The 21419-nt window shown below is 68.8% G+C and carries 17 protein-coding genes; 6 read left to right on the top strand and 11 right to left on the bottom strand.

What is annotated here, in order from left to right:
• Positions 1-60: 60 nt before the first annotated feature.
• Genes LWW89_RS13315 through LWW89_RS13300 form a run of 4 tightly spaced genes read left to right on the top strand, consistent with a single transcriptional unit; the run spans position 61 to position 6167 of the window.
• On the top strand, positions 61-2169 hold the full coding sequence (locus tag LWW89_RS13315; RefSeq protein WP_293264940.1) for a methyl-accepting chemotaxis protein: 2109 nt from the start codon (positions 61-63) through the stop codon (positions 2167-2169).
• The gene (dacB, locus tag LWW89_RS13310) at positions 2169-3626 is read left to right on the top strand and encodes a D-alanyl-D-alanine carboxypeptidase/D-alanyl-D-alanine-endopeptidase (RefSeq protein WP_293264938.1); all 1458 of its coding nucleotides are present in this window, start codon (positions 2169-2171) and stop codon (positions 3624-3626) included. The genes LWW89_RS13315 and dacB overlap by 1 nt, the downstream gene beginning before the upstream one ends.
• Positions 3623-5554, top strand: a complete 1932-nt coding sequence (locus LWW89_RS13305) for a PhnD/SsuA/transferrin family substrate-binding protein (protein WP_293264936.1) — start codon at positions 3623-3625, stop codon at positions 5552-5554. The genes dacB and LWW89_RS13305 overlap by 4 nt, the downstream gene beginning before the upstream one ends.
• Positions 5541-6167 carry a response regulator gene (locus LWW89_RS13300; RefSeq protein WP_293265042.1) on the top strand — a complete coding sequence of 209 codons (627 nt, stop codon included), beginning with the start codon at positions 5541-5543 and terminating at the stop codon, positions 6165-6167. The genes LWW89_RS13305 and LWW89_RS13300 overlap by 14 nt, the downstream gene beginning before the upstream one ends.
• Positions 6168-6294: 127 nt before the next feature.
• Here the strand turns inward: LWW89_RS13300 and LWW89_RS13295 are convergent, their stop codons facing one another.
• The 4 genes from LWW89_RS13295 to LWW89_RS13280 all read right to left on the bottom strand — a co-directional run bounded on the left by LWW89_RS13295 (position 6295) and on the right by LWW89_RS13280 (position 12117).
• Positions 6295-9399: a molybdopterin dinucleotide binding domain-containing protein gene (locus LWW89_RS13295; protein ID WP_293264934.1), complete on the bottom strand. Its 3105-nt coding sequence runs from the start codon at positions 9397-9399 to the stop codon at positions 6295-6297.
• Between the two features lie 23 nt (positions 9400-9422).
• Entirely contained in the window at positions 9423-10526 is a 1104-nt protein-coding gene (gene nrfD / locus LWW89_RS13290) for an NrfD/PsrC family molybdoenzyme membrane anchor subunit (RefSeq protein WP_293264932.1), read from the bottom strand.
• A gap of 1 nt (position 10527) precedes the next feature.
• Entirely contained in the window at positions 10528-11316 is a 789-nt protein-coding gene (gene dsrO / locus LWW89_RS13285; protein WP_293264930.1) for a sulfate reduction electron transfer complex DsrMKJOP subunit DsrO, read from the bottom strand.
• Positions 11317-11694: 378 nt separating this feature from the next.
• A complete protein-coding gene (locus LWW89_RS13280; protein ID WP_293264928.1) occupies positions 11695-12117 on the bottom strand; it encodes a c-type cytochrome in 423 nt (140 codons plus the stop codon).
• Between the two features lie 530 nt (positions 12118-12647).
• On the opposite strand from LWW89_RS13280, the gene LWW89_RS13275 reads away from it, so the two are divergent.
• Positions 12648-13028, top strand: a complete 381-nt coding sequence (locus LWW89_RS13275) for a RidA family protein (protein WP_054621047.1) — start codon at positions 12648-12650, stop codon at positions 13026-13028.
• Positions 13029-13050: 22 nt separating this feature from the next.
• Positions 13051-15255 carry an ATP-dependent DNA helicase RecG gene (gene recG, locus LWW89_RS13270; RefSeq protein WP_293264923.1) on the top strand — a complete coding sequence of 735 codons (2205 nt, stop codon included), beginning with the start codon at positions 13051-13053 and terminating at the stop codon, positions 15253-15255.
• Between the two features lie 161 nt (positions 15256-15416).
• Here recG and LWW89_RS13265 read toward each other — a convergent pair whose 3' ends face one another.
• From LWW89_RS13265 to LWW89_RS13235, 7 genes are all read right to left on the bottom strand, one after another.
• Positions 15417-15803, bottom strand: coding sequence for a hypothetical protein (locus LWW89_RS13265; protein ID WP_293264921.1), 387 nt, complete (start codon positions 15801-15803; stop codon positions 15417-15419).
• A 208-nt stretch (positions 15804-16011) separates the two neighbouring features.
• Positions 16012-16236, bottom strand: coding sequence for a hypothetical protein (locus LWW89_RS13260; protein ID WP_293264919.1), 225 nt, complete (start codon positions 16234-16236; stop codon positions 16012-16014).
• 191 nt (positions 16237-16427) lie between these two features.
• Positions 16428-16793: a hypothetical protein gene (locus LWW89_RS13255; protein ID WP_293264917.1), complete on the bottom strand. Its 366-nt coding sequence runs from the start codon at positions 16791-16793 to the stop codon at positions 16428-16430.
• A gap of 78 nt (positions 16794-16871) precedes the next feature.
• A complete protein-coding gene (locus LWW89_RS13250) occupies positions 16872-17567 on the bottom strand; it encodes a hypothetical protein (RefSeq protein ID WP_293264915.1) in 696 nt (231 codons plus the stop codon).
• Positions 17568-18266: 699 nt separating this feature from the next.
• Positions 18267-18929 (bottom strand): dihydrofolate reductase family protein, encoded by a 663-nt coding sequence (locus LWW89_RS13245; RefSeq protein WP_293264913.1) that lies wholly within the window; start codon positions 18927-18929, stop codon positions 18267-18269.
• Between the two features lie 383 nt (positions 18930-19312).
• Positions 19313-20536, bottom strand: a complete 1224-nt coding sequence (gene zapE / locus LWW89_RS13240; protein ID WP_293264911.1) for a cell division protein ZapE — start codon at positions 20534-20536, stop codon at positions 19313-19315.
• The gene (locus LWW89_RS13235; RefSeq protein WP_293264909.1) at positions 20533-21321 is read right to left on the bottom strand and encodes a TSUP family transporter; all 789 of its coding nucleotides are present in this window, start codon (positions 21319-21321) and stop codon (positions 20533-20535) included. Before LWW89_RS13235 ends, zapE begins: the two co-directional genes overlap by 4 nt.
• Between the last annotated feature and the right edge of the window lie 98 nt (positions 21322-21419).

The following is a 21419-nucleotide window of genomic DNA, read 5'->3' as shown; positions in this document are numbered from 1 at the left end:
CATATCGGTAGGATGTGCACGGGGAGACAATATTCGAAATTGCATTGCATAGGATGTAACTTGAAGACCAACCTGCCTGTCACTTCCACCGAAATCCCCTTCCCCACCAACCGCTACCTCGTCTCCACCACCGACCTGAAGGGTGTCATCACCGACGCCAACGACGCCTTCGTCGCCATCAGCGGTTTCACCCGCGACGAACTGATCGGTAGCAGCCACAACGTGGTGCGCCACCCGGACATGCCGCCGGAGGCCTTTGCCGACATGTGGCGCCACCTCAAGTCCGGTCTGCCCTGGCGCGGCCTGGTCAAGAATCGCTGCAAGAACGGCGACTTCTATTGGGTCGAGGCCTTTGCCGTGCCGGTCAAGAAGAACGGCCAGACCGTGGGCTACATGTCGGTGCGCACCAAGCCCGACCCGGTCCAGGTACGGGAAGCCGCGGCCCTCTACGCCGCCCTCAAGGCCAAGCCCCGCCCCTTCACCATCGCCCGCACCGGCCTGACCGGCTGGCTGGCCGGCCTGTCGTTGCAGGTACGGCTGGGCGCCATGTTCGCCTTCATGAGCCTGCTGCTGCTGATCGGCGCCGCCATGGGCCTGTACGGCATCCAGCGCACCCACGCCGACCTGGATCGCCAGGTGGCCCACATCCAGGCCCCGGCGGCCAAGGCCCAGCGCCTCGTCTTCCTGCTGGCGGAGAACCGTTCACAGGCCCTGCTCGGCCTGCAACACGACCCGTCCAACCCGCTCGCCCGGCTGCACGACCACCCCCTGGCCACCCACCTGGACCACATCCAGGCCAACCAGGCCGAAATCGACGCCCTGCTCGACCAGTTGCAGCAGGTCGATGCCGTCCCGGCCACCCGGGAGGCCATCGGCAAGCTCGCCACCCTGCGCGTGCGCTACGCCAAGGAAGGCCTGCGCCCGGTCATCGACGCCCTGTCCGCCAGCCAGTTCCAGGCGGCCAACGAGCACCTGCTCAAGCAGCTCAACCCGATCTACGCCGAGTTGAGCGCCGCCAGCGGCCAGGTGCTGGAACGCTTCCAGCAGGACGCCCGGGACGCCCTGGCCAACTCCGACCAGCGCGCCAACCTGATCCGCAACCTGGCCGTGGCCGGCATCGCCTGTTCCCTGCTGGCCGCCCTGGCCGGCTGGTGGCTGCTCTCCCGGGCCATCGTCCGCCCCCTGTCCCGGGCCGTGCGCCACTTCGACCGGATCGCCGAAGGCAACCTGACCGACTCCATCGCCATCGACGGCCGGGACGAAGCCGGCCGCCTGCTCAGCAACCTGGCCACCATGCAGGCCCACCTCAAGGCCATGCTCGACAAGATCGACAGCGCCGCCACCGGCATCGCCGGGCGCAGCGACGACTTGCAGGAGCGCATGATCGCCGTGCAGCAGCAGTCGGCCCGCCAGGCCGACCAGGTGGCCAGCGCCGCCGCCGGCACCGAGGAGTTCAGCCACTCGGTCCAGGGCGTGGCCGGCAGCGCCGCCGAAATGGCCGATGCCGCCGGCAACGCCCGCCAGCTGGTGGAAAGCAGCCAGCAGCAGATCGACGCCAGCATGGCCGCCACCCAGAAGGTGGTGGACACGGTGACCGCCTCCAGCACCACCATCGACGCCCTGGGCCGCTCCATCGACAAGATCGGCCAGATCACCCAGGTGATCCAGGAGATCGCCGCCCAGACCAACCTGCTGGCCCTCAACGCCGCCATCGAAGCGGCCCGGGCCGGCGAGGCCGGCCGCGGCTTCGCCGTGGTGGCCGACGAAGTGCGCAAGCTGGCCGAGCGCACCACCCACTCCACCGCCGACATCGCCGCCACCATCGGCGAGATCCAGGCCGCCGCCGGCGAGGCGGTGCGCACCATGGACCAGGCCCAGGACGAGGTGGCCAGCGGCATCGGCATGTTGCGCGAGAGCGTCGCCGGCCTGGCCGGCATCACCACTGCCTCCCAGCAGGTGGCGGCCATGGCCAGCCACATCTCGGAAGCCTCGCGCCAGCAGGGCGCCGCCAGCGAGGAAGTGGCCGGCAACATGGAGCACATCGCCGAACTGATCGCCCGCAACACCGCCAGCGCCGAAGAGGCCCGGACGGCCACCGAGGAATTGCGCGCCACGTCCGGGCGCTTGAAGGCTATGCTTCAGGGCTTCACCCTCCACGCCACTCCCTGATGCCGCGCTTTTCCCCCTTCCAACGCCGCCGCCTCACCGCCGCGGCGTTTTTCCTCGTGGCGGCCCTGCTGCCCGCGGCCCCTGCCCTGGCCGCCGACCTGCCCCCGGCGGCGCGCCAGATCCTGGCCCAGGCCGACCTGCCGGCCGGCGCCCTGGCAGTGGTGGTGGCCCCCGCCGACGGCGGCCGGCCGCGCCTGGCCCTGCGCGCCGACGCACCGGTCCAGCCGGCCTCGACCATGAAGCTGGTGACCACCTACGCCGCCCTGGACCTGCTCGGCCCGGCCGCCACCTTCCGCACCGAACTGCGCGCCACCGGCCCGGTGGAGGACGGCGTGCTCAAGGGCGACCTGGTGCTGGTGGGCGGCGGCGACCCGCGCCTCACCGCCGAATCCCTGTGGAGCCTGTTCCACAGCGCCCGGGCCCGGGGCATCCGGCGGATTGCCGGCGACCTGGTGCTCGACCGCTCCGCCCTGGCCCCGCCACCCCACGACCCCGGCGCCTTCGACGGCGAGGGCCTGCGCCCCTACAACGCCGGCCCCGACGGCCTGTTGGTGAACTTCCACGCCCTCAAGCTGACCCTGGCCCCCGACCCAGCCCGCCAAGCGGTCCAGGCGGTGCTGGAAACGCCCCTGGCCGGACTGCGCGTCCTCTCCCGCCTGCAACTCGTCGCCGGCCCCTGCGGCGACTGGCGCGAACTGATCCAGCCGTCCTTCGGCGACAACAGCGACACCCTGGTGCTGTCCGGCAACTACGCCGCCGCCTGCGGCGAGCAGAGCCTCTACCTGTCGCCCCTGCCGCCGGAACGGTTCTCCGCCGCCATGGCCCGGGCCCTGTGGGAAGAAAGCGGCGGCGAGATCGGCGGCCAGGTGCGCGACGGCGCGCTCCCGCCGGGCAGCCGCCCGGTGGCCGCCATCGACTCGGCCAGCGTCGGCGAGCTGGTGCGCGACATCAACAAGTTCAGCAACAACGTGATGGCCCGCCAGCTGTTCCTGCTGCTCGGCCGCAACACAACCACCGCCGGCAATGCCGTCCCCGCCGGGCCGGACCAGGCCCGGGAACGGCTCCAGGCCTGGCTCGCCGCCCGGGGGCTGGCCGGCGAGGGCATCGTGGTGGACAACGGCTCGGGCCTGTCGCGCAGCGAGACCGTCACCGCCCTGGGCCTGGCCCGGCTGCTGCAAAGCGCCTGGGCGAGCCCGGTGATGCCCGAACTGCTCGCCTCCCTGCCGGTGGCCGGCGTGGACGGCACCCTGAAGCGGCGCTTCCAGAATTCCCCCGCCCGGGGCCGGGCCCGGCTCAAGACCGGCAGCCTGGACAATGTGCGCGCCCTGGCCGGCTTCGTGCCGGACCGCAGCGGCCGCTGGTGGGTGGTGGTGGCCATCGCCCAGCACGCCCGCGCCCGCCAGGCCCTGCCGGCCCTGGACGCGGTGGTGGACTGGGTCGCCGGCGGCCGGCCATGAGCCCGTCCGCCGGCGCTGCCCGGCTCCAGCGCCGGGCCCGCTGGACAGTCCTGGCCGCGGTCCTGGCCGCGCCGGGGTGCTTCGCCCCGGCCCTGGCCGCACCCCGGACCGCGCCACCGCACGCGGTGCAGGCGGCGCCGGCGGTCCAGGCCGTGCATATCGGCGTGCTCGCCTACGAAGGGGTGGAGGCCGCCCACTACGACTGGTCCCACGTGGCCGAGCGGCTCAACGCTGCCCTGCCCCAGCGCCGCTTCGTGCTGACCTTCTACGACAACCCGGGGCTGGCCGAGGCGGTGCGCCAGCGCCAGGTGGATTTCGTCATCACCAACGGCGGCCAGTACGTGGCCCTGGAGGCGGAACAGGGCGTGTCGCGCATCGCCACCCTGGACTCCCCCGCCACCGATGCCGCCGCCGCCGTCGGCTCGGCCATCGTGGTGCGGGCCGACCGCACCGACCTCGCCACCCTGGCCGACCTTCCCGGCAAGCGCCTGGCCGCCGTTTCCCCGGACGCCTTCGGCGGCTACCTGGTGGCGGCCCGGGAGATGCAACGCCAGGGCATCGACCACGAATCGGCCTTCGCCGAGCGCCGCTTCGTCGGCTTCCCCATGTCCCAGGTGCTGGAGGCGGTCCACGACGGTAGCGCCGACGTGGGCATCGTCCGCGCCTGCCTGCTGGAGAGCCTGGCCAAGGCGGGCAAGCTGCGCCTGGACGACTACCGGGTGCTGGCGCCGCGCCAGGCGACGGGCTTTCCCTGCCTGCTGTCCTCCGACCTCTACCCGGACTGGGTCATCGCCACCACCACCGCCACCGCCCACGATTCGCCCCAGCTGGCCAAGGCGGTGGCCACCGCCCTCCTGTCCATGCCCACCTCGCCGGAAGGCATGGCCTGGACCGTGCCGGCGGACTACCAGTCGGTGCGCGAGCTGTACCAGGACTTGCAGACCGGCCCCTACGCCTACTTGCGCGAATCGACCCTGCAGGGGCTGGCGCGGCGCTACTGGCACTGGCTGGTGCTGGTGTTCCTGGCCCTGGCCGGCTGGGTGATCCACGTGGTGCGGGTCGAATACAAGGTGCTGGACCGCACCGCCGAGCTGCGCGCCGCCCTGGCCGCCCGGGACGAGGCCGAGGCGCGCATGCGCCACCACCAGGAGCAGGCCGAGCACCTGTCGCGGCTGTCGATCCTGGGGGAACTGTCGAGCACTCTGGCCCACGAGCTGAACCAGCCCCTGGCCACCATCGGCAACTACGCCAGCAGCCTGATCCGCCGCCAGGACGCCGGGCGCCTGGCCCCCGAGGCGGTGCGCGAGGCCAGCCAGGAAATCGCCGCCCAGGCCGAACGGGCGGCGGCGATCATGCAGCGCATCCGCGCCTTCTCGCGCAAGCGGGCGGCGGTGCGGGAGCCCCGCGCCCCCGGCGAGGTGGCCGGCGAGGCGGTGGCCCTGCTCACCGGCATGATGGCCAACGCCCCGGCCATCGAGGTGGACGACCGGCTGCCGGCGGACGCCACGGTGGACATGGACCCGCTGCAAATCCAGCAGGTGCTGGTGAACCTGCTCAAGAACGCCGCCGACGCCACCCAGGGCCTGCCCCCCGGGCGCCGCACCGTGACCCTGCGCCTGGCGCCGGACCCGGAGCGGCCGGAGGACAAGGTGCGGATCGCGGTGATCGACCGGGGCCCGGGGCTGCCCGACGGCCTGAGCGAGCGCCTGTTCGAGCCCTTCTTCACCACCAAGCCCGACGGCCTGGGTCTGGGGCTGGCCATCTGCCACTCGATCATCGAGGCCCACGGCGGCCGCCTGTGGGCGGAGCCGGGGAATTCAGTCGATTTTGGCAATGCGGACGATCCGGCAGGTAGCCAAAATGCCGATAGCCCGGGACTGGCCCTATGCTTTACCCTACCCCGCCATGAGCACCCTGCCGCCCCTTGAAGACGCCCTGATCCACGTGGTGGACGACGACGCCGCGCTGCGCCGGTCCATCGCCTTCCTGCTCGAATCCGTCGGCTGGCGGGTCGCCACCTACGCCAGCGCCGAGGCCCTGCTCGACGCCTACCGGCGCGGCCCCCCGGGCTGCCTGGTGGTGGACATCCGCATGCCCTCCATGAGCGGCCTGGAGTTGCAGCAGGAAATGGTCGCCCGGGGCTTCCGCATCCCGGTGATCTTCATCACCGGCCACGCCGACGTATCCCTGGCGGTGCAGGCGATGAAGCAGGGCGCCGCCGACTTCATCGAGAAGCCGTTCAAGGACCAGGTCCTGATCGACGCCGTGGGCCACGCCGTGCGCAAGAGCGGCGAGCTGATCAGCGCCGCCCAGCGCGCCGAGGACGCCCGCCGTTCCCTGCACGCCCTGTCGCCCCGGGAGATCGAAGTGGCCCGCCTGCTCGCCCTGGGGCACCCCAACAAGCGGGTGGCGGCCCGGCTCGACATCAGCGAGCGCACCGTCCACGCCCACCGCCAGCACATCATGGAAAAGACCGGCGCCAACTCCGCCGCCGACCTGGTGCGCCTGATGCTGGCTGCCGATCCGAAGAGCCTGGACTGAACGCCCCGGCGCCTGGCGCTACCGTAGCCCCAGGTTCCAAGCATCCGCACAAAAAAACGGGGGAGCAGCTGCCCCCCCGTTTCACGTCGCCCTCCCCCCGGTGGGCTGCTTCCACATCGCTCCGGCGTTACACCCGCACCACCTTGGCCGGCAGGCCCTGGCGCACGGCGGTGCCGGACACCGGGTCCACCCAGAGGCCCCGGTCCTTGCGGGTCGGGTCGGGCACCCCCAGGTCGTTGAGGTTGATGCCCGCCGCCAGATGCGGCTTGTGGGGCTGCTCCCGGTCGCCGATCTGGTGGGCGCGGGCCCCCAGCTCCTTGTGGCCGAAGCCGTGCTCCACCGCCACCACGCCGGGCATCACCCCGCCGTGCACCAGCACCCGGGAGCGTACCGCGCCGCCCGGAGTGCGGATCTCCACCCGGTCGCCGGTGGTCACGCCGATGGCCTCGGCGTCCTGGGGATGGAGGATCACCGGGTTTTCCGGATGGACCCCGAGCAGCCGGTCGGCGGCGATCGAGTAGGAGTTCTGCAACGCCGACTTGAAGCTGATCAGCTGCATCGGCCACTTGCTCTCCGGATAGACCTGGCGCACCGGGGTGCCGTCGGCGAAGCGGGCCGGCTGCCAGCTCGGGCAGCCGACGAAGCGCTTGCCGGTGATGCTGTGGCGGCTGCCGCCCACGTTGTCGTTCCACACGTGCAGCATGGCTTTCAGGCGGTTGCGCATCCACTCCGGGTTGTCCTCGTCGCGGACGTCCTTGGCCGGCTGGTAGCGGCCGCCCCGGGACAGCAGGAAGGCCACCTTGCGCACCTCCTCGGGCTTCAAGGTCGCCTCCAGCAGCGGGCGCAGGCGCTCCACCCCGGCCAGGATGATGTCCTCGTCGCTGGCGTCCGCCACCGGCTCCTTGCCCAGCCAGGCGATGTTGGCGCCGCCGCGCAGGTACCAGTCCTCGGCACGCTTGAGGGGATAGGCATTGCCCTCGGCGTCGCTGATCGCCTTGTCGCCGAAGCCGGGCAGGTCCATGGCCTTGGCCAGGGCGATGAAGAAGCTCTCCATGGCGATGGGCTGGCCGTCGGGCGTCTTGGCCGCCTTGGCCTCCACCACCGGCCAGCGGGCGGTGCACGCCTTGGTCGGCACCCCGTTCCAGGCCGATGCCCAGCCCCAGCTCTCGTAGAGTAGCGAATCCGGGACGATGTAGTCGGCGTAGGCGTTGCTCTCGTTGATCAGGGGGTCGATGGAAATGATCAGGGGCAGCTTCTTCGGGTCGGCCAGATCCTTTTCCACCTGGCGGCGCAGGCCGGGGATGCCGTAGAGCGGGTTGCTGCTCCACAGGATCAGGGCCTTGAGCGAGTAGGGGTAGCCGGACAGGGCCGAGGTGAACCACTCGGTGACCAGCCCCGGGGCGTTGGGGAACCAGGGGGCCTGGGCCGGGTAGGCCTTGCCGGCGGCCTTGTTCTTGGCGAACTCGCTGGTCTTCTCGAAGGGCACGTTGCGCCCCAGGGGAATGCCCGTGGGCTTGACCATGCCGGCGAAGCTGTCCAGGTTGTAGCGCGGCCCCTCGCCGTCGTCCTTGAAGCCGCCGCCGTTGGCCACCAGGCCGCCGGGGCGGTTCACGTTGCCGATCAGCACGTTGAGCATGATCACGCCGAAGGCATTGTAGAAGCCGTTGCCGGCCATCATGCCGCCGTGGGCGATGGCCGCCGCCTTGCGGCCGTGGGCAGTGAATTCCTCGGCCAGGCCGGCGATGACGTGCTCGGGCACGCCGCAGTCCCGGGCATAGTCGGCCAGGGTGTGGGCCTCGGCCTCTTCCTTGAGCAGTTGCAGGGCCGACTTGACCCGCAGGGGCTTGCCGCCAACCTCGATCTCGGTGTCCACGAACAGGGGCGCCGGGCCCTTCGCCTGGCCGATCGGCACCGGCTTGCCGCCGGCATCGAGGGGGCCGCTCAGGGTGACGAAGGGGTCCGCCTCCTTGTAACGGTCGACCTCCTCCACAGGCAGGCCCAAGTCCGAGCCGCGCAGCATGCGCCCTTCCCGGGGATGGCCGGGCTGGGCCACCACCAGGTGGGTGGCGTTGGCGAAGGACGGCTCGCCGGCGGCCTCGGCCAGGGCCTGGTTGGGCAGGGCCAGGAAGTCGGCGTTGATGCGGCCGTTGTCGAACATCCAGCGGATCATGCCCATCACCAGGGCGCCGTCGGTGCCCGGGCGGATCGGCACCCAGCGGGCCCGGTCGCCCACGGCCCGGTTGTCGGCATTGGTCAGCACCGGGTCCACCACCACGTAGTTCATGGCGCCGGTGGTGCGAGCCTTGGCGATCAGGGTGCCCTGGCGCTTGAACGGGTTGCCGGCCTGGCCCGGAGCGGTGCCGATGAACAGCACGAACTCGGCGTTCTGGAAGTCGGGCTTGCCGTGGGGCATCTTCTTCATGTCGCCGAACACCGCGCCGGAACCGGAGCGGTAGGCGCCGCCGCAGTAGGAGCCGTGGCCGACGAAGTTGAGGGTGCCGTAGGCCTTCTGCATGAAGCGCCGGGCGAAGTTCTCGCGCCCTTCGTTGGTGCTGTTGAGCACCGCCACCTGGTTCACCTTGGGGCCCAGCTCGGGACGTTCCGGATCGATCGGCGAGAAGTCGCGCAGGGCCTTGAGGCCGGCCACCGGGCCTTCGCCGAACAGGTCGCCGCCCTCGGTGACTTCCTTGACCAGCTGGGCGAAAGAGATCGGCTGCCAGCGCCCGGAGTTGCGCGGCCCCACCCGCTTCAGCGGGGTGAGCACGCGGAAGGGCGAATCCATCTGCTGCAACACGGCGTTGCCCCGGCCGCAGGCGGTGGAGCGCCCGGCCAGGCCCTTTTCGTTGAAGCGCGACAGGGCGACGAAGCTGTCGCGCACGCTGGCCTTCATCGGCAGGTGGGGGTCGGTGGACAGGGGGCTGTAGGGGTTGCCGGCGACGCGCAGCACCTTGCCGCTGGCCCGGTCGATGCGCACCCGCACGCCGCAGAAGGTGGTGCAGCCGGTGCACATGGTGTAGCTGACCTGCTGGGCCGGGTTGATCCACAGCTTGCCGCTGGCCGGGTCGATGCGGAACTCGGGCTCCGGCGCCTCGCCGGCGGTCTTGTGCTTGGGCGCGTCGTGGCCGAGGACCTTTTCGCCCATGCGCACGGCGGTTTGCGAGAACCCGGCGGCGAAGGCGGTGGCCCCGCCGGCGGCGAGCATCTGGCGACGGGAGAGTTTGGGCAGTTTCATGGTCGTTACCCCGCGAAGGTTCCTTACGCCCGCCCGGCGCGACGGGTGTCGTCGCCCCAGGGCAGGAAGGAGGTGAGGAGGATGAAGAGCAGCAGCCACAGGCCGGCGGTGCCGACGATGCCGAGCAGGCCGTCGTGGCCCAGGGGCAGCTGGTAGCGGTAGTAGCCGGCGCCGATCTTGGGGATTTCCTGGCCGCCGATGAACACGGTCCAGCGCATCATCCAGGCCGAGTGCAGGGCGATCAGCCCCACCAGCAGGCCGTGGGCGGGACGGCGCCAGGCCAGCCACAGGGTGGCGGCGGCGGAGCCGGCGGCCCACAGGGCGGTGATGCGCCAGGCGGCGGAAGGCGCCACTTCGGCCAGTGCTTCGGCGTGGCTCGGCGACAGGCCGAACAAGCCCAGGGTCAGCCATACCGCCCCCACCAGCAGTGCAGCCACCTGGGTGGCGGCGAGCACCCGGTTGAGGCGCGGCAGGGTATCGGCCGGTTCGGCGGCGAAGCGCCGCTCCAGCAGCAGGACCAGGCCCACGGCGCCGGCCAGGGCGGTGACGGCGAACTGCACCGGCAGCAGCGGCGTATCCCACAGGGGCCGGGCGCGCACCACCATCACCTCCATGCCGGTGTACAGCAGCACCAACAGCGCCCCCAGGCCGGTGAGCAGGGCGGCGGCGGCGATCGCCGTGGGGCTTTCCAGGCCGCCGTAGGCCAGGCGCCGGTACCAGGGGGCGAGCAGCGGCGCGGTGTCCGGGGACTCGGCCAGGCGCAGCAGGGCGGGCCGCAGGACCAGCCAGGCGTAGAGCATCAACCCGCCCAGGTAGAGGGGGATGAAGAAGGCGCCCCAGGCCATCCAGGAACCGAAGTTGGGATGCAGGTAGAAGTTGAGGAAGCGCCCCGGCTGGTGCAGGTCGGCGAGCAGGGCCACCGGCGCGGTCAGGCCGCACAGCAGGGCGGCGAGCAGGGCGCGCCGGGAGATGCCGGTCCAGCCCGGGCGTTTGAACACCTCGCCGGGCAGGGACAGCAGGAAGGCCCCGGCGGACAGGCCGATCAGGAAGAAGTACTGGACCGCCCAGGGCAGCCAGGCCACGTCCCGGGCCACGTTCACCACTTCGACGATTTGCGGGTTGGTCATGTCAGCCTCCGTGGCTCTTGGGTTGCCAGGTGAGCCCGCTCAGGGCCGGGGTCTGGGTGCCGTCCACCTTGCCTTGCAGGCGCGGGTCGAGGCCGACGTAGAAGACCTGGGGCCGGGTGCCCTGCTCGGGCTTGAGCACCTTCAGCTCGTCCTTGGCGTCGGCCATCAGACGGCGGATTTCGCTCTTCGGGTCGTTCAGGTCGCCGAACACCCGGGCGCCGCCGACGCAGGTCTCGACGCAGGCCGGCAGCAGCCCGGCCTCGACCCGGTGGCTACAGAAGGTGCACTTGTCGGCCTTGCCGGTGTGGTGGTTGATGAAGCGGGCGTCGTAGGGGCAGGCCTGGACGCAGTAGGCGCAGCCGACGCAGCGCTCGCCGTCCACCAGCACGGCGCCGTCCTCGCGCTTGAAGGTGGCGCCCACCGGGCACACCGGCACGCAGGGCGGGTTGTCGCAGTGGTTGCACAGGCGGGGCAGGACGTGGGTGCCGGTGACGGCGGCGGCGCCCTCGCCGGTGGTCACCGCGTAGGTGGACACCACGGTGCGGAAGCTGCCCTCGGGCACCACGTTTTCCATGATGCAGGCCACGGTGCAGGCCTGGCAGCCGATGCACTGGCGGGCATCCACCAGCATGCCCCAGTGGGGCTTGGCGCCTTCGGCGGCCTCGGCCGGCAGGGCGGCCAAGGAGGCGGCACCGGCGGTGACCGCCGGCAGCACCTTGAGGAAGGCCCGACGCCGGCCGTCCGGGACGTCGCCGCCGGAGCAGGAAGAAGCGCAGGGGAGGTCGTGCATGACATCGCTCCACAGGGAGATAGGGACGATGTCAGGTTAAGCCGCCAATACCCCCACGAAAATTGTGGGGATAGCGCAGCCCCATAGGCGCAACTGCCGGTGCGCCTAGGTAAAAGTGCCTAGCGGCACTGCCGGGTTCGGCAATCCGGCGGGGGAAAACGTGGGGAACCGGGGCAACCGGGCGAGCGGAACGGCACGGCGCCCGGCCCGGCGGTAGGCGCGGCGCCCAGGAGCACGGTGCCATCGGCCGGACCGCCCCGGCGTTTCCACCAAGACCGGCCCGTCAACGACAACGGGGAGGCCATCGCCTCCCCGCTGCTTGAATCGCGGCGTCGCGGTAGCCCGGCTCACAGGGCCGCCGCAACGTTTGCCCGAACCTTACTGGACCTTGGACACCAGGAAGTCCACCGCCGCCTTGACCTGGTCGTCGGACAGGGAGGGGTTGCCGCCCTTGGCCGGCATCATCCCGGCCTGGCCGGAGAAGCCTTCGATGGCGTGCTTGTAGAGGGTGTCCTTGCCTTGGGCGACGCGGGGTTCCCAGGCGGCCTTGTCGCCCACCTTGGGCGCGCCGGCCACGCCGGCACCATGGCACATCACGCACACCTGCTTGTAGGGGGCTTCGCCTTCGGCGGCATGGCCGGCATCGGCGGCGGGAGCGGCAGGCGCCGCGGCCTGGGGAGCCGGCGCGGCGGCGGCGGCCGGGGCGGCCTCGGTCTTGGGCGCCTCGTCCTTGCCGCAGGCGGCGAGGGTGGTGGCGAGCAGGGCGGCGGCGAGCAGGGAGAGGGCGGAGGATTTTTTCACGGTGGAAACCTTTCTACGAATTCAGGTATTCAGGAGATGCCCGCCCCGCAAGCCGGGGCGGCTGGCCGGCGGATTCTAGGAAGGCGCCGCCCAGCTGCCTTTGATGGATGCTAAAAGCGTAGGTCGCACCCCTGTAACCGTCCCCTGCCCCCGCGCGCCGCCGGCGCCGCATCCAGAGGAGCGCCGGCCGGCCTGCCCCGGGCAATATATGAATAAATTTCAAGTATCCGGCACGCGCGAAAGACAAAGTCCGCGCCAGCTCTTGAGCTTGGCCAAGCGCGATAAATTAAACATTAGAAAAATTAATACATAGAAGCCAAACAGCCCTGGGTGCCGCCGCACCTTTTCACGCCCACCACCGGCACACGCCCGCCCCGCCGAACGCGGCTCGGACATCCCTATCGGACGCATTTTTCCATCCCACCCGCGCCGCCGCCCGTGCGCGCCCTCGCCCGGGACCGCCCCCATCCTTTACCATGCGGTCCTTACCGGGCGCCCGCGCCCATCCCCACCCGACCCAGGAGACCGCCATGGCCCGTACCATCATCGCCACCCCCAACGCCCCCGCCGCCATCGGCACCTACTCCCAGGCCGTCAAGGTCGGCGACACCGTCTACATGTCCGGCCAGATCGGTCTCAACCCGGCCACCATGCAGCTCGAAGAAGGCATCGACGCCCAGATCGCGCGCGTCTTCGACAACCTGAAAGCCGTGGCCGAAGCCGCCGGCGGCAGCCTCAACGACGCGGTCAAGGTCAACGTCTTCCTCACCGACCTGGGCAACTTCGCCAAGGTGAACGAAGCCATGACCCGCTACTTCGCCGAGCCCTTCCCCGCCCGCGCCGCCATCGGCGTGGCCTCCCTGCCCCGGGGCGCCCAGGTCGAAGCCGACGCCGTGCTGGTGATCGGCTAAACCTCCTCGCGCTAGCGCCCCCTTGCCGCCCCGCGCTGCAAAACCCACGCCCCTCGCCGCCGCCGGCGACGGAGCCACGGCCGCCGCCCTGCCCCCGGGCCGCGGCCCCGACGGGCGCAAGGCCCCGGCGGCGGGCAAGGGCGCGGCGGCCAAGAAAGGCGCCAAGCCGGGCAAGCCCGCTGCAGGAAAAGGCCGGGACGACCTGTTCGCCAAGCTGGGCCTGACCCGGCTGGAAGACTTCGCCCTGCACCTGCCGATCCGCTACGAGGACGAGACCCGGGCCTACCCGGCCGGCCAGGCGCCCCTGGGCGCCCCGGTGGTGGTGGAAGGCCGGGTGGCGGACGTAAACGTCCAGTACCGGCCGCGCCGCCAGCTGGTGGTCAAGCTGATCGGCAGCAGCGGACGGGAAGCCTGGCTGCGCTTTCTCAACTTCTACGGCAGCCAGACCCAGCAGTTCGAAACCGCCCGGGACAATGGCCGCCTGGTGCGGGCCTTCGGCGAGGTGCGGCCCGGCTTCTTCGGCCCGGAGCTGGTCCATCCGCGTATCCGCGTGGTGGACGACGGCGAGGCCCTGCCCGACCGGCTCACCCCGGTGTATCCGACCACCGCCGGCGTCTCCCAGCCGATTCTGCGCAAACGCATCGCCGTGGCGCTCACCGCCCTGCGCCAGGCCGGCGGCTTTGCCGAGACCCTGCCGGAAGCGGTGCGCGCCGACCTGGGCCTGCCGTCCCTGGACGAAGCCCTGACCCTGCTGCACGCCCCGCCGCCGGAAGACGACTTCGCCGCCCAGCTCGAAGAACTCTCCGACCGGCACCACCCGGCCTGGCGCCGGGTCCAGTTCGACGAACTGCTCGCCCAGCAGCTGTGCCTGCGCCGCGCCCACGCGGCGCGCCGGGCCAAGGATTCCCCGGCCTTGAACGGGGCGCCGACCCTGACCGCCGCCCTGCTGCGCCAGCTACCCTTCGCCCTCACCGGCGCCCAGCAGCGGGTGTGGGACGAGATCGCCGCCGACCTGGCCCAGGGCCACCCGATGCAGCGCCTGCTGCAAGGCGACGTGGGCAGCGGCAAGACGGTGATCGGCGCCCTGGCGGCGTTGCGCGCCATCGAATCGGGCTACCAGGCGGCCTTCATGGCCCCCACCGAAATCCTCGCCGAGCAGCACTACAAGAAGCTGCGCGACTGGCTCGAACCGCTCGGCATCGAGGTGCTGTGGCTCACCGGCAGCCTCAAGCCCAAGGCCAAGCGCGAGATGCAGGCCAGGGCCGGGGCCGACGGCCAACTGGTGGTGGGCACCCACGCCCTGATCCAGGACGGGGTCGAGTTCGCCCGCCTGGGCGTGGCCATCGTGGACGAGCAGCACCGCTTTGGCGTGGCCCAGCGGCTGGCCCTCAAGCAGAAGGGTGGCAACCCGCACCAGCTGATGATGTCGGCCACCCCCATCCCGCGCACCCTGGCCATGACCTACTACGCCGACCTGGACGTGTCGGTGATCGACGAACTGCCGCCGGGGCGCACGCCGATCCGCACCAAGCTCATCTCCGACGCCCGCCGCGACGAGGTCATCGCCGCCGTGGACGGGGCCTGCACCGGCGGCCGCCAGGCCTACTGGGTGTGCCCCCTGATCGAGGAATCGGAAGCCCTGCAATTGCAGACGGCGGTGGACACCTTCGAACACCTCAAGACCGACCTGCCCCACCGCCGCATCGGCCTGGTGCACGGCCGCCTGAAAGCCGACGAAAAAGCTGCGGTGATGGCCGCCTTCGCCGCCCACGAGCTGGACGTGCTGGTGGCCACCACGGTGATCGAGGTCGGCGTGGACGTGCCCAATGCCAGCCTGATGGTGATCGAGCACGCCGAACGCTTCGGCCTGTCGCAGCTGCACCAGCTGCGCGGCCGGGTCGGCCGGGGCGCGGCGGAATCGGCCTGCGTGCTGCTGTTTGGACACCCGCTGTCGGAAACCGCCCGGGCCCGGCTCAAGGTCATCTACGAAAACACCGACGGCTTCGCCATCGCCCGGGAAGACCTGCACCTACGCGGCCCCGGCGAATTCATCGGCCACCGCCAGAGCGGCGTGCCCATGCTGCGCTACGCCGACCTGGAACGGGACACCGACCTGGTGGACGCCGCCCGCGACACCGCCGCCTGGCTGATCGCCCATGCCCCAACGACCGCTGATGCCCACCTGATGCGTTGGCTGGGGGGGCGGGCGGATTTGCTTAAGGTTTGACCCTGGGAGCAGGGGCCGGCGCGGCTGCTGATGGCAGGTCAGGGCAGCGGTAATGGAGAGGAGGCGTGAAATCGCTTCCTGCTGAATGCAGAATTGCATCTGCCCTAATCAGCACAAATCGACCCGTTATGATCCAAGTCGATTAGTAGCCCTAAGGGGCATTACCAAACCTCGATTGAGGGAGTGAACTCCCCCTTCCGCTCTGTGTGCCAAGCCCGCATTTTGATACGCGACGGAATAAAACTATCTCCTTTATATTCAGGCTCCACGACCAGCTTATTAATCAAACCATCACTAAAGTAGCGCACCAGCATTCCTGTAACTTTATTTTTAGCATCACCAACCCCTATCGGCACAAAAATAGTATTCAAAGGGGTTTCTTGCCCACCAAACTCACGAGGAAACAAAGTAATTTGTTCAAGCTTTCCTTGCGCGTACAACGCTTCAGCTTTTTCGCGACTTGTAATATCGGAAAAATCCAATTTTTCCCCTGCCTGCACAGTAAACACCCCAAAAATACACAAAACAAAAGCAAACATCGCCTTCATGACTCACCCCCTAATGTCAACCAAAAAAAACCATCTCCACTACGCAAAATCACCAAACAACTTGAATCACCCCGGAACTGGTAGACACTTCTGAGCCTTAAACTTAAGGTCACAGGGAGGCGTTATGAGCAGCAAGCGCCGCTCAGAAACCCAAGATTGAGGCAGTCAAGCAGGTGTCCGATTGACTACACTGCTAGATGCGTAGTGGTTATTGTGAGCGCTTAATGGCATTGGCCAATTCCCATGCCTTGTTACGGAGTTTTGCAAATTCTTCGTTCAGTTCAATGCGCCGTGATTTCCAATCGAAAACACCATTGTTGTAGCTTTGGCCAAGAACAACATCGTTGATTGAGCCCATGCCACCGTAGGCTGAAAGCAGATATTCAATACCTGAGTAGTCTGAGTTGAGCAGGTGTGCCTTGGCCTTTCGCACCCAGGCACTCCAGTGCCTACCTCCGTCGCCGTCAAGAAGGGCAGCGAGCTTATCGAGGACGCTAACTAGCTCCTGAGTTTTCGGCCCCAATTGAAAGCACCTAACGTGTTAGGCGAGGGGCCGCCGAAGCGGCGAAGCCGCGTAGGGAACCGAGAAACGCAGCTTCTCGGCGGCTCCTCTCAACCGGCGGGTTAAAGCTCACTTTCGCGCCGCCAGCAAAGAAACTTTGCGTTTGATGCACTTCCCATAGCACGGATAACGGCCTCATTGTCGAAACCCGGCAACTGCTGCAATTTGAGCAAAAGCTCCTTGGTACCTTCGGCCTCACTCGGAGCCAGGCAACCAGAAGACGAACCCGACAGAACCCAAAAGACGTCGTCGACGAACGGGCCTTCGTCAGTAGTAACAATGCTGATTTCAACAAGATCGTCCCAGCGGACAACCTCTTGCCTTCCATCCGGCATTGTGCTGACGATCTTTTCTTCATCGAACGTGACAACGTGCTTCGCGGGGGAGGAACTCGGCTTGTGACCAAATAGGCGAGAAAGGAAGCTCATGTGGGCTCTAACGATTAGGTAAGCGGACTACCACGCCTTTTGCGGTAGGTCCGGGTTAACCGCAGGGTTGGGCGTCATTTACAGACACCCCTCAACGTATTGGACCTCGGGGAAGCGCCCTGCGTAGAACGTGACAACCCGGTCACCATCTGTTTCGAAGCGAATGGCCCGCTTACCGTTTACGGATTTCACAGTGAGGTACTTACCTTCCGGTTCTGGGATGTACTGGTGCGGGGTGACTTCTATCCGGCCACGGTATGCCTCCATGACCTTCGAGATGTTGTCACCAAGGCGGATGCCTGCAGCAGTTTTCGTTGCGCCCTCACGGACATCAACGCGCGCTACGCGGCCACGAGAAAACATGAACGTGACCCCTTTCCAGTGCTCGGCTGGGCGGAGATACTCGCACTCGAAATCTCCGGCCCCAGCTGTGCGAATAATTGGCTCCCCGAGGGCTCGGGATACTTCTGCCTTTGTCATTCCTACGCGCACAGGACCAAAACCATCATTGCGGACGGTGTAACTTTCGTCAGCCCACGCGCCAGACAGAATTACAAACGAAGCAGCGATAGCAAAGACAGTTCTCATGACGCCCGACGGTGAAGGTAAGCGGACTGCCGCGCGAGGCGCAACAGGAAAGCCAAGGCGGGTGTTCGGCACCGGGTTGTTGGGCGTCACTGCGCTTGATGTGGGGAAACTACAGGCCTGAAACAGCCGATAGCTAAGGAACAGGCTGGCATCGATTGCCTTATGCTGTCGGGCGCTGCAATTCATTTGGTTCCGGGAAACGTACCCTCAATAGCTGGCGCGTTAACACATTGGCATGTTCTAGATGGTTCTGACCAAGTGCGGCCACCATCAATGAACTTGCCTGCGATACCCGTAGGAGCTGACACATAACTCTTTCCTTCGGCGCGACATTTCTCCATACACGTGTTTGCTTCAGCTTCGGAGGACTGCCGCACTATCGCGAATAGCCCAATACCAGCAAGAAGAAATAGAACGGCAGCGAGTATTGCAACCGAACGAGTCACAGCGCGTACCCTTCATGATGCTCAACGTGAAGTGGACAGCAATATTGCAGGGCTTCTCGGATTCATGACGCATAACCTATGCGACGGCCATTGGTTCAAGCAATTGTTTTTCAACCACATTGACTGATATTTTCATCCTACTCACAGAACTAAACTCCCGGCCAAACCCTGCAAAACCCAAAAGTGCCAATGGCATTTTACGGCAGCTTTCGAACAATTCGATCATCGGCTGCTTCAGACCGACTGCTACCTGACCTCAGCCAGCCACGACGACAAGTTTTGCCGACACTGGCCGAACAGGGTGAAAGATGGGCAGCCAAAACCCCAGGCAGGACGCGGTTCTTCACGTAATCACCGCCAACCGCAAGCACTGGCGCGGTTCTCCAAGGCATACCCGCCAAGAACAAGCACTGGCGCGCCTTTCCGGCCACCTCAACCGTTAGGCGTCCGTCCGCCCGTGGCGGCGCAGGACGACATGGGTGGCCTTTTCCGACGCCACGAATTCCACGCAGTCGTAGCCCAGGGCCCGCAAATCAATCCCCGCGAACAGCGGCTCGCCCCGGCCGAGCAGGACCGGGGAGATGGCGATGTGCAGTTCGTCGATGAGGCCTTCACGAAGGTACTGGCGGATGGTGTTCGGCCCGCCGCCGATGCGCACGTCCTTGCCGGCAGCGGCCTCCCGGGCTCGGTCGAGGGCCTCGCCAATGCCGCCGGTGATGAAGTGGAAGGTCGTGCCGCCGGCCATGGCGAGGGGGGAACGGGCGTGATGGGTCAAGACGAAGACGGGCGCGTGATAGGGCGGGTTGTCGCCCCACCAGCCTTGCCAGTTGTCGTCCGGCCATGCCCCGCGAATGGGGCCGAACATGTTCCGCCCGAGAATCCAGGCGCCCACGTTCTCAAAGCCGCGGGCGGCGAAATCGTCGTCGATCCCGGTGGTGCCGCCGTCCTTGCCGAAAAGGGCCCGCTGGAAGGTGCGGGTTGGGACGAGCCACTGGTGCAGCTCCGTCCCGCCGACGCCGAGCGGATTGTCGAGGTCCTGATTGGGACCGGAGCCGTAGCCGTCGAGGGAGAGGGTGAAGCCGTTAACGCGAACGCGTGTCATCGTTTGCCTCCGGTTAGGTGCTTAACCGGATTTATAGACCGCAAATTTCAGGGGTTGGCGTGGCGATGACCGCCCATGGCCGACGGCGGTCTGCGCGCCGCTAGTCACCACGACGCTATTTCGCCGGCGCGGACCGAACCGGGTGAACGCGGGCAAACGATGGGCAGGGTGAAAATGAGGCCGCCCAACCCCCAGGCAGGACGCGGTTCTTCACGGCATCACTGCCAATCTCAAGCACTGGCGCGGCTCTCCACGGCATACCCGCCAAGAACAAGTATTGGCGCGCCTTTCCGGCTACCGACAAAAACCCTCTCCTTCTCGCGATATGACTATGGCCCATGCGGTGCTGGGCCGGGCCTGAGCGGGTTCGGAGGTTCGGAGACTCAGGCGCCCAGTGGCAAGCGCCGCGTCATCTCCGCCAGCCGGCTCTCGCAGCGGCGCAGGTCGCGGCCGAGCAGGCGGGCCAGGTCGGGGGCGTCGGCCAGCAGCCGGTCCCACGGCGCCGCCGCCGTGGCGGCCAGGGCCACGCCGGCCTCGTAGGCGGCGTCGATCAGCCAGATGAAGCGGCGCAGGGCGTCGCCATCCCGGGGGCCGAAGCGGGGGACTCCGCTGATAGCCAGGCGGGACGCCTGGAGCGCCAGGGCCAGGTAGTCGGCGGGGGAACGGGGCGAGCCGCACAGGGCGGCAAAATCGAACCACAGGGCCCCGTCGCCCCGGTAGCGCACCGGCACCGGCCGGCCCGCCAGCATCAGGGGCACGCCGTCGCCGGATGGATGTTCCGCCCCCTCCGGCAAGCCCAGCCAGGCCGCCAGGGCGGAGGGGTGGCCGGCAGAGTCGGTGGAGTCGGCGGATGCAACAGGCGCGACGGCTGCGACAGGCATTGCAGCGTTTGTCCCCCCATCTGCCGCCGCCCCCGACTCCACCCACCAGCGCGCCGGGGCCGGCGCGGCAGCGATGCGGTAGTCGCGGCCGCCGTCGACTTCGAGCAGGTCGCAGTGGGCGGCGATGAAGGCCGCCACGGGCTGGTAGCGCTCGGCCTGGGATTGGTGGAACGGGGTGTCCGGCCACAGTTCGGCGGGGGGATGGTTGGCGGTGAACAGCAGGGCCGCGCCCCGCTGCCGCACCAGGGTGAGGGCCCGGCCCAGGATCAGGGCGTCGGCGATGTCGTGGGCGTGGAATTCGTCCAGGGCCAGCAGGCGGGCCGGCCCGAGCAGGGCGGCGACGGCGGCGGGAAAGGCGTCCTCCGCTCCTTCTTCCTGGGCCCGGGCCACGGCCCGGTGCAGGTCGGCGAGAAAGGCGTGCTGGTGGCGGCGCAGCACCGTTCCCGGTGGCAGGCTGGCCACCAGCAGGTCGAGCAGCAGGGTCTTGCCCCGGCCCACGCCGCCCCACATGAAGATGCCCCGGGGTGCGGCGGCCGAAGCACTCGCCGGCGCTGCATTCGCCACGACTTGGGCGCCCAGCAGGGCCAGCCGGGCGGCGGCGCCGACCTGGGCGGCATCGGGAACGAAGCCGCGCCGCTCCAGGGCCGCCAGGAGGGTGTCGCGGAGCGAGCCGGCGCTCATGGATGACACCGGCGGCGTGGCAATGGAGGAAAGAACGGCATTCATGCCGCCCATCCTACCTTGGCGAGCAGGGCCGCGCCCGCAGCCAGCAGCGCCAGATTGAGGGCCCGGGTAAAGCGTTCCCGGGACAGGCGCAGGTCCAGGTGCCCACCCAGGGCCACCCCCAGCACCATGGCCGGTGCGGCGCACAGCGCAAGCAACAGCAGGGGGCCGTCGATCAGCCCGGCCAGGGCGCACAGCACCACCCGCAGGCCGGTGCTCAGGGCCATTAGCACCGCCTGGGTGGCGCGGAAGGCGTCCCGGTCCGGCAGGCGGCGGCCCAGGTAGGCGGCATAGAGGAATCCGCCGCTGCCGAACAGAGCGCCGAGCAGCCCCCCCGCCAGACCGCAGGGTACGGCCCAGGTGGCGGCCAGGGGCTTTGCGGGAGCCGTCCCGCCGCCGCCGCGCAATCCCCACAGCCCGTAGAGCGCGACGAACAACCCCAGGGCCACGGCCAGGGCATTGGCCGGCAGGCCGGCGAGCAGGGTCACCCCGACCACCTGGCCCGCCGCCATGCCCGGCAGCAGCCGGGCCAACTCGCCCCGGTCGATGCGCCGCCGCGCGCGCCAGCCCCGGACCGAGGCGCCGACGCAGTCGAGCAGGGCCAGCAGCGGCACGATGCGGGCCACCGGCAACACCGCCGCCAGGGGCGTGGCGGCGATCATGGCCGAGCCGAAGCCGACCAGGGTGAAGATGGCGTAGGCCGCCACCAGGGCCAGGGTTGCCACCGCCAGGGCGGACGGGGACGGCAGGACGCCGCCCAGGGCGGCGGGATCGAAGGGCAGGAGCATGGAAGGGGACGCGAAGATGAATTGAATGACGCCGGCTGCCCCGCGCCGACGGGGAGCGGAAGCGCATCGGACTGCGACAGGTGTGCCGGTGCTGGTAG

Origin of the sequence: Oryzomicrobium sp., assembly GCF_021287045.1 — a bacterium.
Classification (GTDB): domain Bacteria; phylum Pseudomonadota; class Gammaproteobacteria; order Burkholderiales; family Rhodocyclaceae; genus Oryzomicrobium.
This window is presented reverse-complemented; position numbering and strand designations above follow the sequence as displayed.

Bases quoted from the DNA above. Each gene is read 5' to 3' on its own strand.
- LWW89_RS13255 (WP_293264917.1), bottom strand. From the start codon at position 16,793: ATGAGCTTCCTTTCTCGCCTATTTGGTCACAAGCCGAGTTCCTCCCCC.
- dsrO (WP_293264930.1), bottom strand. From the start codon at position 11,316: ATGCACGACCTCCCCTGCGCTTCTTCCTGCTCCGGCGGCGACGTCCCG.
- LWW89_RS13250 (WP_293264915.1), bottom strand. From the start codon at position 17,567: ATGAATTGCAGCGCCCGACAGCATAAGGCAATCGATGCCAGCCTGTTC.
- dacB (WP_293264938.1), top strand. From the start codon at position 2,169: ATGCCGCGCTTTTCCCCCTTCCAACGCCGCCGCCTCACCGCCGCGGCG.
- nrfD (WP_293264932.1), bottom strand. From the start codon at position 10,526: ATGACCAACCCGCAAATCGTCGAAGTGGTGAACGTGGCCCGGGACGTG.
- LWW89_RS13265 (WP_293264921.1), bottom strand. From the start codon at position 15,803: ATGAAGGCGATGTTTGCTTTTGTTTTGTGTATTTTTGGGGTGTTTACT.
- LWW89_RS13305 (WP_293264936.1), top strand. From the start codon at position 3,623: ATGAGCCCGTCCGCCGGCGCTGCCCGGCTCCAGCGCCGGGCCCGCTGG.
- LWW89_RS13245 (WP_293264913.1), bottom strand. From the start codon at position 18,929: ATGACACGCGTTCGCGTTAACGGCTTCACCCTCTCCCTCGACGGCTAC.
- LWW89_RS13235 (WP_293264909.1), bottom strand. From the start codon at position 21,321: ATGCTCCTGCCCTTCGATCCCGCCGCCCTGGGCGGCGTCCTGCCGTCC.
- zapE (WP_293264911.1), bottom strand. From the start codon at position 20,536: ATGAATGCCGTTCTTTCCTCCATTGCCACGCCGCCGGTGTCATCCATG.
- LWW89_RS13275 (WP_054621047.1), top strand. From the start codon at position 12,648: ATGGCCCGTACCATCATCGCCACCCCCAACGCCCCCGCCGCCATCGGC.
- LWW89_RS13295 (WP_293264934.1), bottom strand. From the start codon at position 9,399: ATGAAACTGCCCAAACTCTCCCGTCGCCAGATGCTCGCCGCCGGCGGG.